The organism is Flavobacterium sp. T50_26 (assembly GCF_057652995.1).
In genome coordinates this window covers 67,627-82,046 of record NZ_JBYFCC010000010.1, presented here as the reverse complement: position 1 = coordinate 82,046, position 14,420 = coordinate 67,627, and the positions used below count along the sequence as shown (strand labels likewise).

Here is a 14,420-nt window from a genome sequence, read left to right as displayed (position 1 = left end):
GCCGTTTCACGACCTTGAGCAAATACATTAATTGCAAAGTTTGGACCTACAGAATATCCTGTTGGACTCACGATTCCATTAGCAACTAAAATATAGGTTTCACCTTCAGCTAAAGTTGCAGTTAAATTATATAAACTTTCAGCAGAAGAAGTACTTGTTGACGGAGCAACATCTATACTTAATTCAACTCCGGCAGGAACATCAATAAATGGAGTAGCGGTTCTAAAAGCGAAGTTATCAAGTAATAATTCATCATTCACATACACATCCACTAAAGCTGCAGCTAAATCAGGAGAATTGTGAATAGCTTGTAAACGAGCTGTTGGTGTTTCTACTAATGGTAATGGAATCAAATCACCACCTGTTGCTTTTGCTACCCAAAGTCCAAAAGAAGGACCATTACTATTTGCTGATGGATCAAGGAAACCACTAGCTAGAACGGTAATTGCATCTAATTCTAAAAATAAGTCCGCTAATGGGGCAGAATAAGTTGCAACAGTAACTGTCCCGGTTTCATCTCTCACATCAATAATATAATTGCTTGTTGGAAGTTCTAAATAATCTGAAAAACTTCCGTAGCTGAGATTATCAACTATAGTACCAGCAGGAACCGAAGTTTCTACAACGTCTACTGTTGGAGCGTCAGTTGAACCATGAAAAACAATTACATCTGTTGTATCTTCTACAGCTGTTCCTTCACGACCACCAGCTAAAACATTCAAAGCGAATGCTTGGTTGGGTGCATAGCCTGAACCAGAAACAATACCGTTGGCTATAATGATATATGTTTCACTTGGTTCTAATGTTGCAGTTAAATTATATAAACTTTCTGCTGAAGAAGAACTTGTTGAAGGAGCAACATCAATACTTAAAGCAATTCCGGCAGGTACATCAATGAATGGAGTTGCTGTTCTAAAGGCAAAATTATCTAATAATAATTCATCATTTACATAAACATCCACAGTAGAAGCAGCTAAATCCGCTGAGTTGTGAATTACTTGTAATCGAGCAGTAGGATTATGAAAAAGCGGAAGCGGAATTAAATCGCCACCGGAAGCCAAAGCTACCCACAATCCAAACGCAGGACCATCACTGTTTACAGAAGGATCAAGAAATCCACTAGCTAATACAGTTATTGCATCTGTTTGTAAAAATAAATCTGCTAGAGGAGCAGAGTAGGTTGCAACTGTTGTAGTTCCGGTTTGATCACGAACAGCCAATACATAATTGCTTGTTGGCAATTCTAAATAATTGGAAAAACTTCCGTAGGAAATATCATTTACGATAGTTCCTGCGGGAACCGCTAACTCTACAACGTCAACAGTTGGTGCATCTGGCGAACCATGCATTACTAACACATCTGTATTATTTTCAACATCGGTTCCTTCTCTTCCTCCCACATATACATTTAATGCAAATGGTTGGTTTGGTGAATAACCTGTTGGAGAAACAATACCATTTGCCACAATAATGTAGGTTTCAAATTCCTCTAATGTTGTGGTTAGGTTATACAAACTTTCTGCTGAAGAGGTGCTTGTTGAAGGAGCAATGTCGATACTCAATTCAACTCCGGCAGGTGCGTCAATAAAAGGTGTGGCGGTTCTAAAATGAAAATCATTTAACAGCAACACATCATTCAAATAGACATCCACAGAAGATGCCGCTAAGTCTGGCGAGTTATGAATGACTTGCACTCTCGCGGTTTGGGCTATGCTAATGTTGCTCAGGAACAATAGGCTCAGCCAAAGTAAATTAGTAATTTTTTTCATAGTTTTATGTTTTTTGTTTAATGTTATAAAATTAATAATAAACAAAATATGAAATAGTATTTTAACTTAATTTGGCATCTTTTTAACAGTTGTTTTTTGAGTTTAAATACTTGTTAAATAACTAGTTAGTAGTAATGCTATTGGTTTTTTTAGTGTTCTGAAAGGATATTTAATCAAATAGTGTTTATTAAATATTGATTTTAGTTAAACAAAATTATAATTACAATCTATTTCATATTAAATGCATATTTCTTTTAACTAAATTTTTATAAATTATTGATATTGAGTACACAATTAACTTTTAAACGATTTTTTTTACTTTTTACAAGCAAATTGCGAAATTTTCCCAATAAAATCATAACTTTCGAAGCTTTTTAAGAAGTACTTGTTTGTAGCCCCAAATACTACACACAATTTTTTATGGATTAGATAAGGTCGTATATATGACACCTGAAGAAAAATTGAACATAATTAACCGTTTGAATGCTCTTGAACTTCAACAGAAGAGAAACCTGGACGAGATTGGAGCTTTAAAGAAATACCTCGAAGAAAATCCGAAACTCATTGCGAGTTGGATGGACTTAAACGAGGTAAGTGGCTATTATATTGACAGTTTTTCAAAAATTGAATCCTACGAAAATCGTCCTGTAAATGAAGAAAATAGGAATGTTTTTGTAACAGAAAATCAAGCAAAATCAGCATTAGCAAAAGCTCAATTGAGTCAACTTCTACAATCTTATAATAGTGGTTGGCATAATCAATTGGATAATTATGCTATTTTTCCTCAACTGAGAGACGGAAAATTTACTCCTTATATTGGTATTTCAATTCTTCCACAATTTTTAGCTTTTCGATCCAGAGAAAAAGCTTTCTTGTTTTATCAGCAACACGAAGAATTAATTCAAATTTACTGGTCTGAGTTTTTGGAATAATTTTTGTAAATTCGATAAAAAAAGATTGATGAAGAATTTACTTTATATTTTACTTCTTATTTTTTTTCAAACTACTTTTTCTCAAGTCATTATTCAAGAAGTGGATAAGAGCGTGCATGATACAACATTTGTCAACTTAAAAGAATATTCATCCGCTTTTGTATATGATATGCGGTATGCAACCGAAAATAATTTTTTGAAAGCCAAAGTGTATGATTGTGCCGAATGTTATTTGCGTTTTAAAACCATCAAAAAACTGGTGGAAGCGAATCAGAAATTCATCAAATTAGGTTATAAAATTAAAATTTTTGATTGTTATCGACCTTTGGATGTGCAAAAGAAAATGTGGGTAATTGTTTCAAATCCTTCTTATGTTGCCGATCCAAGCAAAGGCTCAATTCATAATCGAGGAGCGGCTGTTGATATTACTTTGGTTGATTTTGATGGAAATGAATTAGATATGGGAACAGATTTTGATCATTTTGGGAAAGAATCCGCACATCTATACCAAGATTTATCCGAAACTGTTTTAAACAATCGTAAATTGCTTCGAGAAGTGATGGAAGATTCATCTTTTAAAATTATCAAATCAGAATGGTGGCATTATGATTTAATAACAGAAGAAAAAGATAAAGTGTCAAATTTCACATGGAATTGTAATTAATTTTCTACACAATGCAAATAATCCATAAAATAATTTTGCGGACGACTAAATTGATTCAATAATTCCGATTGCAATTCTTTTTTAATGAGATAATCGACGGTTTCCGTAGTATATTTTACTCGCATCGAAACAACCGGACTTGATTTTAACTCCTGATAATTGTTTTTCATGAATAGAAAATTTGCTGATAAAATTCGCACATTTCGTTCATCATTACGCATAAAACTTCCGCAGTTCTCGGTATCTGTGTGAAGCATCGTAATAATTTTTCCGTTTTCTAACTGAAGGTATAGTTTTGTTTTTGCATCAATGCAATAGGCTTTAATGAAATCACTATTTTTATGCACCAATTGAAAATTTAAAACCGGAGTTCCATTATCATTTGAAAGCGAAAAAAAGACGTAACTTTCGTTGTTACCAAACTTTCTTTCATGCATTAAAAATTCTTTGGTGGTTTTTAGTGAACCAATGCTGTCATTCACTTCAACATCATAATCGCATTTTTTTTGGGCAGTTGTTGGTATAAAATACAAGAAAGCTAAGTAGAAAAGTAAGAATCTCATGGGTTAATTAAATTTTGTTGCAAAGTAATACAATTTTGTTGTTTTTTTGGTCTGTTGTAAAGAAAGTATATAAATTACCACCGTCTTTTATTTTCCATTTTTTTCGAATGTTTTCTACCGTTTCCGGAAAGTTTCTAGTGGTAATATTGGCTTTTTTGTTTTCTAAATGCAATTTTATTTCTTTTTTTTGGTATGGAATTACATCGATAATTTCAAAAACTCTGCCACAAAAATCAATTTTTTCATCTGAAGTATATAAATGTGAATGCGGATGGAGTTTTTTCAAATTAAACTGAACAGCAACTTCATCAAAACCACCAGATTTCATAACAGCTGCATTTGGTTCATAAAGGAACTTTTCGGGTTCAGCGTAACTAACTTTAACAGAAGAATCACCTAAATTAAATTCAAATTTTTCTTCTTTATTTTTGGTAAGATTTACTGTTTTAATCTTCAGAATTCCTTCAAAACCATTATGAATTTCCCAAAGCAATTCTTTTACTTCATTGTCTAAAGCAATGATATGAATAGCAGAAACATTTTTTAATTCCTTTAATCCGGCCGTCAAGTCGAGTAGAGGAGCGGTTTTGATGAGGATTTTGGATGAATAATTAAAATAAAAATTCATTAAATCGGGAACATTTGGTTCGCAATCACGCAACATAAAAACTTTTCCTTTGGAATCATTTCTTCGGGATGGATCGATGTAAATCCAATCAAATTGTTCATTACTATTTTTTAAAATTACTTCACTCTCACCCGAAATACAATGAATGTTATCAGCTTTTAACTGACTAAAATTATGTTTAACAATTTCTGATAATTCTGAGTTGTGTTCGCAATGAATAACTTTAGAAAATTGTTTGGAAAAGTAATAGGCATCAACTCCAAAACCGCCGGTTAAATCGATTATTTTTTCTCCTGAAATTAAATTTGATTTGTATTTAGCCGTTTTTTCAGACGATGTCTGTTCAATAGAAATTTTACTTGGATAAATAATATTTTTTGTAGAAAACCAAGTTGGCAATTTATCTTTTGCTTTCGATTTTGTTTCTAATTGATTGATTATTAGTTTGTAATCTATATCTGGAAAAGGATTTTTTTGTAAAGCTAATTTTGAAATACTTTCATTTAAATTAGTTTCTATAAAATCTTGAACTTCTTTTTGTGCTAAAAAATCAAAATTTTTCAAGGCTAAATTATAATTTTCTGGTGAGTACTTGAACGATTTTATATTCTGGAAAAAATTCTTTAGCAATCACTTTTATAATTGTATAAAGAGGAACTGCGACAACCATTCCCAGAATTCCGGAAATAAAACCGGCAGTCAAAATAACCAGGAAAATTTCCAAAGGATGTGATTTTGTACTATTAGAAAAAATTAAGGGTTGACTAATATTGTTATCAATCAGCTGAACAATGTAAAAACCGATTAAAACATATAAAGCAGTTGGTAAAATTTCGGTTTGAAAATCGCTTCCAATTCCACCAATCATGGTTAGTGAGGCTGCCAAAACACTTCCAATCAAAGGTCCAATGTATGGGATAATATTTAAAACGGCACAAATAAAAGCAATGACAAAAGCATTTTCTACACCAAAAATAAGCAAAACAATAAAATATAAAATGAAGACAATAAACAGTTGAAAAATTAAACCAATAAAGTAACGAGTTAATAAATCATTAATTTTTGAAATTGAATTTAATGTTTCTTCTTCATGATCATCCGGTATAATTTTTTTTGCTCCAACTAAAAATGTTACTTTATCTTTTAGAAAGAAGAAAGTAATAAATAAAACCGAAGCTACACCAATACCAATTGAACTGATGGTCGATAAAATTCCATTGAAAATAGAAGGTAAAAAATTCATATTCAAATAAGAAGCGATGTCTGTATCTTTAAAAATATCTTTTATCAGAATACCATGATTTGATAGATATAGTTCTAAATCTGCATACAGAACCATGACTTTTTCTTCAATTGATTTGGTGTTTAAGAGCGATAAGCTCTGTGCTTGCGAAGAGATTAATGGTACAAACATCAAAATAAATAATGCTACTAAAATAAGAAGTAGAATCATTGTAGTTATAACAGCCCACGTATTATTAAACTTGCATTTCTTTTTTAAAAATTCTACAACCGGATTGCAAATTAAGGTTAGAATTAGTGCAACAATTAAATAAATTATAATCGATTGAATAGCATATAAAAACCAACAACCTAAAGCAATTAAAACTAATGTTCCAATCGCTCTTAAAATTCCGGATGAAATGGTTTTTGCTGTCATTTTTTATTTTTTATAAAAATAGGAAAATTTAATTTACAAATACATAATGAACCAAATTGGCACCCATTTTTAGAGCTTTTTCACGAACTTCTTTTGGGTTATTATGTACTTCTTCGTCTTCCCAGCCATCACCTAAATCAGTTTCAAAAGTATAAACTAGAGCCAGTCTTCCTTCAATAAAAATACCAAACGCTTGTGGTTTTTGTTTTTCATGTTCATGAATTTTTGGTATTCCGTTAGGAAAAGAAAACGGACCTTGAAAAATTTTATGTGTGGATGGAATTTCTACCAATTCATTATTCGGAAAAATTTTCTTTATTTCTTTTCTTATGTATTTGTCCATTCCGTAATTATCATCAATGTGTAAAAATCCTCCTGATGTTAAGTAATTTCTAAGATTTTGAATTTCATTATCGTTAAAAACCACGTTCCCATGTCCGGTTAAATGCACAAAAGGATACGAGAACAAATCAGAACTTCCCGGTTCAACCGTAGCCGGCTTTTGTTTGATTTTAGTATTAATATTTTGATTGCAAAACTTAATCAAATTTGGTAACGAAGTAGGATTTCCATACCAATCGCCGCCGCCACTGTATTTTAAAAGAGCGATTTCTTGTGCGTTTGCAGTTAAACCAAATAAAAAAAGTAGAAGAAGTTTTTTCATATTCAAAAGTTATTCATTCATCAAAACCACTGTATGACAAGCCACCACAGCTGCTGTTTCTGTTCGCAGTCTTGTATTGCCTAAAGATATAGGAATAAATTGTTTTTCTAAAGCGATTTCAATTTCTTTAACAGAAAAATCGCCTTCAGGACCAATCAAAATCGTGCAATCTTCACTTGTTTTTAAAACTGATTTCAAGGTTTTTTTATTGGTTTCTTCGCAGTGAGCAATGAATTTTTGTCCTTTAAATTGCTTTTTTACAAATTCTTTAAATGCAATCGATTCATTCAAAATAGGTAAAAAATACTGATTAGATTGCTTCATAGCAGAAAGCAAAATTTTATCGAATCGTTCAGTTTTTATTACTTTTCGTTCCGAATGATCGCAGATAATCGGTGTGATTTCCTGAACACCAATTTCGGTAGCTTTTTCTAAAAACCATTCGTAACGGTCATTCATTTTAGTAGGAGCAACCGCCAAATGCAAATGGAATTTTGGTTCTTCTTGTTTTTCAAATGAAATGATATTTACAGTGCATTTTGAATCGGAAGCAATGGCGATTTCAGTTTTAAATAGAAACCCTAAACCATTGGTTACAAATAAAATATCACCTTCTTTCTTGCGTAGAACTTTAGCAATATGTTTGCTTTCCTCTTTATCAAATGAAAAAGAAGTTGACTGTTCGTTTATATCTTTAAAGTAGAATAATTGCATTATAATTCAATTCGAGCTTTTGAAACTACCGCTGCATTTTCAAACTGATTATGTAAATATTTTTGATAACCCACAATGCCAATCATGGCTGCATTATCGGTGGTATATTCAAATTTTGGAATGTATGTTTTCCAGCCATATTTTGCTTCTGCTTCTTTTAATGTTTTGCGAATACCGGAATTAGCAGAAACTCCACCACCAATAGCAATTTGATTGATTCCCGTTTCTTCTACAGCTAATTTTAGCTTATCCATCAAAATTTTAATGATTATATTTTGCACAGACGCACAAATATCAGCTTTATTTTCTTCAATAAAATTAGGATTTGCAGCAACATTTTTTTGAACAAAATACAGAATCTGAGTTTTCAAACCCGAAAAACTGAAATTCAACCCTTCCACTTTAGGCTTCGTAAACGGAAAAGCTTTTGGATTTCCTTCTTTCGCAAATTGGTCAATTAACGGGCCACCGGGATAAGGTAGACCAAGAATTTTTGCTGTTTTGTCAAATGCTTCGCCAACTGCATCATCGGTAGTTTCGCCAATTACTTCCATATCAAAAAAACCGGAAACTTTTACAATTTGTGTATGACCTCCGGAAATCGTAAGTGCTAAAAATGGAAAAGTAGGTTTATCAAAACCTTCTTCATCAATAAAATGAGCCAAAATATGAGCTTGCATGTGATTCACTGCCAAAAGCGGAATTTCTAATGCCATAGATAATGATTTAGCAAAAGAACTTCCCACCAACAACGAACCCATTAAACCCGGGCCTTGCGTAAAAGCAATTCCGCTCAATTGTTTTTTGCTAATTCCGGCTTTTTTGAGAGCCATATCAACCACCGGTACAATATTTTGTTGATGTGCTCGCGAAGCTAACTCAGGAACTACACCACCAAATTCCTCATGAATACTTTGTCTGGCAACTAAATTGGAAAGTACTTTATCATTTTTTAGCACGGCAGCAGCAGTGTCGTCACACGAACTTTCGATGGCTAAAATATAAACGTAATCATTTGTCATAAAAGGCACGAATTTTGAATATATTTGTTTTAATTATTTTAGCGTTATTGAATTGGAATTAACAATGATAAAATAGTTATTTTTGTTTATCATAAAAAAAAATTTTTTCAATAAACACTGCAAATTTATAACATTTAAGGGTATCAAAAAATTTAAAAAAATAGTATTGCGTACGGTAGTGGTATTCCTACTATTATTGCTTTTTTTGGGCATATTACTTTCTTTACCCGCAGTTCAAACCAAAATAGGTCAGTATTTAACCAACTCAATCAATGAAGATTTTGGTACAGATATCAATGTTGAGCAAGTGACTTTTAACATATTTGGGGGTGTAAAACTCAAAGAAGTTTTAATTCGAGATCATCACAAAGATACGCTTATTTATGCCAATCGAATCAAAACCAGTATTTTGGATTTTAACCGTTTACTCGATGGCGACTTGCTTTTTAGCGATGTTAATGTTTCTTCTTTATTATTTAATTTGAAACAATATAAAGGCGAAAAATTCACTAATCTCGATAAATTCATCGAAGCTTTTGATGATGGAAAACCTTCGTCCGGTAAGTTTTTAATGACAGCCGAATCGATGTATCTCACAGATAGTCGATTTTTAATGGAAGATGAGAATCAGCAAAATACCAAAGTTGTTGATTTTTTACACATCAATGCTACCTTGAATGATTTTAAAATTAAAGGTTCGGATGTTTATACCACAATTTATAAAATGAATTTTAGAGATTTTCGTGGTCTTCAGGTGCAAAATGTGAAAACTCAATTTACTTATACCAAGGATAATATTTTACTTGAAAAGCTTGAAGCCAAGACAAAAAAATCATATGTAAACGGAAATGTTGCTTTGCGATATAAACGCGAAGATTTTTCAGATTTTAATAACAAAGTTGTATTTGATGCAAAAATAGATTCGGCTTCTGTTGCATCTAACGATATTCGCTATTTTTATGATGAATTAGGAAAAAATAATCAGTTTGTTTTTAAAACAAATTTGTTGGGAACCCTAAATGATTTTACAACCCAAAATCTCTTTCTAGAAGATTTAAATGGCACACAAATTATTGGAGAAATTAATTTTAAAAACATCTTTTCTAAGGAGAACAGTTCGTTTTATATGAAAGGTGATTTTGAAAAAATGACTTCAAACTATGATGATTTAGCATCCATTTTACCAAATATTTTAGGTAAATCGTTGCCAAGTTCGCTCAAAAAACTAGGGCAGTTTAATATTGAGGGCAAAGCAGAACTAACTTTACAAACCATAAAAACAGATTTAATAATGAATTCGGCTTTGGGCAATCTTCAAACGAATTTAATTATGAATAATCTTCAAAATATTGATAATGCTTCTTATGAGGGAATTGTGGTTTTAGACAATTTTAATGTAGGTGCTTTAGCAAATCAAAAAGATATTGGTCTGGTTTCCATGAATGTAATGGTTAATGGTAAAGGTTTTACAGAAAAATTGATTGATACAAAAATTAAAGGAAATGTTAGCCGATTTCAATATAATAAATATAATTACAAAGGAATTGTTGTAGATGGAAGCTTTAAAAAACCAATTTTTAAAGGAAAAGTCAATATCAATGATCCCAATTTATTCATGGATTTCAATGGAATTGTAGATGTTTCGAAACGTGAAAATGTATATAAATTTGATGCGTTGGTTGATTATGCAGATTTGAGCAAACTCAATTTTGTTAAAAATGATAGCGTTTCTATTTTTAAAGGTAAAATTTATAGTAATCTAACGGGAAATAGTTTAGATAATTTGCATGGAGATGTTTTAGTAGAACAAGCATCTTACCAAAACAATCGGGACATTTATATTTTTGATTCGTTTAGTTTAAATTCTTCTTTTGATCAAAATCGTGAACGCACAATTTCTATAAACTCTCCTGATATTATTGAAGGTAAGTTGGTTGGTAAGTTTGATTTTAATCAATTGCCTCGTATGCTAGAAAATTCATTAGGAAGTATTTATGCCAATTATAATCCTAATAAAATTAAAAAAGGTCAATATTTAAAATTCAATTTTTCCATTTTTAATAAGATAATCGAAATCTTTTATCCCGAAATAACAGTGAGTAAAAACACATTTATTCGAGGTAGTATAAATTCTGATGCAAACGATTTTAAACTTGATTTTGAATCGCCAGAAATAACAGCGTTTGCAAATAAATTTGAAAAAGTAGATATTCAAGTTGATAATAAAAATCCACTTTTTAACACCTATATTAGTATTGATAGTGTTAAAAATAGCTACTATAAAATTTCAGATTTCAATTTAATTAATGTTACAAAAAGAGATACTTTGTTTTTTAGATCAGAGTTTAAAGGAGGAAACAAAGCAGATGATTATTATAATATTGATGCCTATCACACAATCGATGAAGAGAAAAACAGTGTGGTTGGAATTTTTAAGTCTGAATTAAATTTTAAAGATTATTTGTGGTACATCAACGAAGAGAATAATAACGAAAATAGAATTGTGTTTGATAAAAAGTTCTCCAATTTTGTATTTGAAAATTTCTCAATCACACATGAAGAACAAAAAATCAACTTTTTGGGAACCATAAAAGGCAAAGATTACAAAGATTTAAAACTGAATTTCAATCAGGTAAATATTGGTAAAATTATTCCCGAAATCGAAAATTTTGTGATGGAAGGTAGTATGAACGGTGAAATAGATTTTAAACAAAACGGCGAATTATATGAACCTTACGCCGCCATTAAAATTGACAGTTTAAAAGTGAATAATATTGATTTTGGTGTTTTAAATTTAGATGTCAAAGGAAATGATGATTTGAAAACATTTGCTGTAAACGGCATCATTAAAAATGATAATTTAGAAAGTTTTTTAACCGAAGGAAATATTTCTTTTGAAGGTGAAAAACCATATATTGATTTAAATTTACGATTAAATAATTTCAATATCGGAGCTTTTAGTACCATGGGAGGAGATGTTATTTCAAACATCCGAGGATTAGTAACAGGAAATGCAAATTTTAAAGGTACAATTTCAAATCCTGAAATAAACGGAAGACTATTTTTAAATGAGGCAGGCTTAACAGTGCCTTACCTTAACGTTGATTACAAACTAGAAAATAATGCTGTTGTAGATTTAACTGAAAGACAGTTTTTACTCCGAAATATCGAAATAACCGATTCAAAATATAAAACAACAGGAACTTTAAATGGCAACATCAGACACACTAATTTATCTGATTGGAAACTAGATTTAACAATAAATACAGATAATTTAATAGCTTTAGATACTCAAGATAGTGACGAAGCATATTATTACGGAAAAGCATTTATAGCAGGAAATGCTAGTATTAGCGGACCAACCGATGCGTTGTTAATTAAAGTTAATGCTACCTCAAAAAAAGGAACAGCAATAAAAATCCCAATTTCTAATGCACAATCAGTCGGAGATAAAAATTATATTCGTTTTATTACGCCTGAAGAAAAATATAACTACAACTCAAATCTAAAAAAGCCCAATAGAAACTATAATGGCTTAGAACTCGATTTTGATTTAACCTTAACAGAAGATGCAGAAATAGAAGTGATTTTAGACAAAGAAATCGGACATAATATGAAAGGTAGAGGAGTAGGAATCATTACCATGCAAATAAACACCTTTGGAAAGTTCAATATTTTTGGAGATTATCAAGTTTATGAAGGTATTTACAACTTCAAATACAGAGGGTTAGTAAGCAAACGATTTGATGTAAAAAAATACGGAAGCATCATTTGGGAAGGTGATCCTTTGCGAGCCCGCTTAAATCTTGAAGCAGTCTATAACACAAGAGCCAATCCTGGAATGTTACTTAATAATACTACGGTAAATCAAAAAGTACCGGTAGAAGTAGGAATTACAATAAACGGAACAATCAGTAATCCTGAACCCGATTTTAATATAAATTTTCCAACCATTAGCTCCGTTTTAAAATCTGAAATCCAAACAAAATTAGATGATAGAGATACCCGTCAAACACAAGCGTTGTATCTTTTGGCATCCGGAAGTTTTCTGAGTCCGGAGGGTGCTTTAGGTCAAAATGCCTTATACAACAATTTGTTTGAAACCGTTAGTGGTGTTTTTGATAACATTTTTAATGATGAGGATAGCAAGATTTCTATGGGAGTAAATTATGTTGCTCCCGATACCACGCCTGGTCGTGAAGCAGACGGAAATGTTGGTGTAACTACCTCTTTTAATTTAAATGAACGTATTTCTGTTAATGGAAATTTAGGAGTTCCTGTTGGAGGAATTAACGATGCAGCCGTAGTGGGTGATGTTGAAATTTTATATCGTGTGAATGATGATGGAACATTGAACATGCGAGTTTTTAACCGAGAAAGTGACATTAATTATGTTGGAGAAGGCATTGGCTATACACAAGGAATTGGGGTTTCTTATCAAGTTGATTTTGATACCTTTAACGAATTGATTACCAAGATTTTTAAAAATGCAAAACTTACTCAAGAAAAAAATTCAGATGATATTCCCGATTCAGATTTTGTCCCTGAATTTATCAATTTCACAGAGCGAAAAAAAGTTAAAACAGTAAAAAAAGCAACTACTCCTCAGGAAACAGAAAAAATTCCTGAACAATAGTTGATTAGATATTGTTTTTTTCTCCTTTTTACTTATAAATCAAAAACTTATTAACGAAAACGTTTGATTTTCTATTAATCTGTCAAATACTCAAAAAAGCACTATTTTAAGTCGTTAATCTTTGCTAATTTTACAGTATAAACATAAAAAAATGAATAATACAATAAAAAAAGTAGGTGTCTTGACTTCCGGAGGAGATTCTCCGGGAATGAATGCAGCTATTCGATCAGTAGTGCGTACATGTGCGTATCACAATATCGAATGTATAGGAATATATAGAGGTTACCAAGGTATGATCGAGGGCGATTTTAAAGAAATGGGGCCGCGTTCAGTTAATAATATAATTAATAAAGGAGGAACAATTCTAAAATCAGCACGGTCAAAAGAATTCATGACCGCCGAAGGTAGAATAAAAGCCAACGAGAACCTTAGAAAAGAAGGCATAGATGCAATTGTTGTAATTGGTGGTGATGGTAGCTTTACAGGTGCCTTAGTTTTTAATAAAGAATTCGGTATGCCAGTTATGGGAATTCCCGGAACAATTGATAATGATATTTTTGGTACTAGCCATACCCTTGGATACGATACTGCATTGAATACTGTAGTCGAATGCATTGATAAAATTAGAGATACAGCAAGTTCTCACAATCGATTATTTTTTGTCGAAGTTATGGGACGTGATGCTGGACATATTGCTCTAAATGCCGGAATTGGTGCTGGAGCAGAAGAAATTTTGATACCAGAAGAAGATTTAGGTTTAGAAAGACTATTAGAATCGTTAGAAAAAAGTAGAAATTCAGGAAAATCATCAAGTATTGTAGTGGTTGCTGAAGGAGACAAAATGGGAAAAAATGTTTTTGAATTAAAAGATTACATTGAACAACATTTTCCGGAATATGACATTCGGGTTTCAGTATTAGGTCATATGCAAAGAGGTGGAGCACCTTCTTGTTTTGATAGAGTTTTAGCCAGTCGATTAGGTGTAAAAGCAGTAGAATCATTAATGGAAGGAAAGTCAAACTTTATGGTTGGCTTAATCGAAGATGTTGTTGCTTTAACACCTTTAGAACAAGCAATAAAAGGACATTATCCAATTGATGTAGAATTATTGCGGGTTTCAGATATCATGTCAACATAAATTTTTAAAAAATAAATTAAGTATAATAAT

At 31.5% G+C, this 14,420-nt stretch carries 11 protein-coding genes; 4 read left to right on the top strand and 7 right to left on the bottom strand.

Going from position 1 to position 14,420, the window contains the following annotated elements:
- Window positions 1–1,769: DUF4397 domain-containing protein (locus AC23MC_RS07690; RefSeq protein WP_487567819.1), on the bottom strand; the 1,769-nt coding region annotated here is incomplete at its 3' end.
- Between the two features lie 461 nt (window positions 1,770–2,230).
- On the opposite strand from AC23MC_RS07690, the gene AC23MC_RS07685 reads away from it, so the two are divergent.
- Window positions 2,231–2,701 (top strand): hypothetical protein, encoded by a 471-nt coding sequence (locus AC23MC_RS07685; RefSeq protein WP_487567818.1) that lies wholly within the window; start codon window positions 2,231–2,233, stop codon window positions 2,699–2,701.
- 28 nt (window positions 2,702–2,729) lie between these two features.
- Entirely contained in the window at window positions 2,730–3,365 is a 636-nt protein-coding gene (locus AC23MC_RS07680; RefSeq protein WP_487567817.1) for a M15 family metallopeptidase, read from the top strand.
- Here AC23MC_RS07680 and AC23MC_RS07675 read toward each other — a convergent pair.
- From AC23MC_RS07675 to tsaD, 6 genes are read right to left on the bottom strand one after another with little or no spacing between them, the layout of a single operon-like run.
- The gene (locus AC23MC_RS07675; RefSeq protein WP_487567816.1) at window positions 3,362–3,928 is read right to left on the bottom strand and encodes a hypothetical protein; all 567 of its coding nucleotides are present in this window, start codon (window positions 3,926–3,928) and stop codon (window positions 3,362–3,364) included. The genes AC23MC_RS07680 and AC23MC_RS07675 overlap by 4 nt on opposite strands.
- A 7-nt stretch (window positions 3,929–3,935) precedes the next feature.
- Complete coding sequence (locus tag AC23MC_RS07670) at window positions 3,936–5,120, bottom strand: class I SAM-dependent methyltransferase (protein WP_487567815.1); 1,185 nt, start codon at window positions 5,118–5,120, stop codon at window positions 3,936–3,938.
- A gap of 7 nt (window positions 5,121–5,127) precedes the next feature.
- Entirely contained in the window at window positions 5,128–6,216 is a 1,089-nt protein-coding gene (locus AC23MC_RS07665; protein WP_487567814.1) for an AI-2E family transporter, read from the bottom strand.
- Between the two features lie 28 nt (window positions 6,217–6,244).
- The gene (locus AC23MC_RS07660) at window positions 6,245–6,880 is read right to left on the bottom strand and encodes a DUF4159 domain-containing protein (protein WP_291094183.1); all 636 of its coding nucleotides are present in this window, start codon (window positions 6,878–6,880) and stop codon (window positions 6,245–6,247) included.
- 9 nt (window positions 6,881–6,889) lie between these two features.
- Entirely contained in the window at window positions 6,890–7,594 is a 705-nt protein-coding gene (locus AC23MC_RS07655) for a 16S rRNA (uracil(1498)-N(3))-methyltransferase (protein WP_487567813.1), read from the bottom strand.
- Window positions 7,594–8,616, bottom strand: a complete 1,023-nt coding sequence (gene tsaD / locus AC23MC_RS07650) for a tRNA (adenosine(37)-N6)-threonylcarbamoyltransferase complex transferase subunit TsaD (protein ID WP_487567812.1) — start codon at window positions 8,614–8,616, stop codon at window positions 7,594–7,596. Before tsaD ends, AC23MC_RS07655 begins: the two co-directional genes overlap by 1 nt.
- A gap of 166 nt (window positions 8,617–8,782) precedes the next feature.
- Here tsaD and AC23MC_RS07645 point away from each other — a divergent pair, with 166 nt between their 5' ends.
- Complete coding sequence (locus AC23MC_RS07645; protein WP_487567811.1) at window positions 8,783–13,252, top strand: translocation/assembly module TamB domain-containing protein; 4,470 nt, start codon at window positions 8,783–8,785, stop codon at window positions 13,250–13,252.
- 151 nt (window positions 13,253–13,403) lie between these two features.
- Window positions 13,404–14,390, top strand: a complete 987-nt coding sequence (gene pfkA, locus AC23MC_RS07640; protein ID WP_487567810.1) for a 6-phosphofructokinase — start codon at window positions 13,404–13,406, stop codon at window positions 14,388–14,390.
- Window positions 14,391–14,420 lie beyond the last annotated feature (30 nt).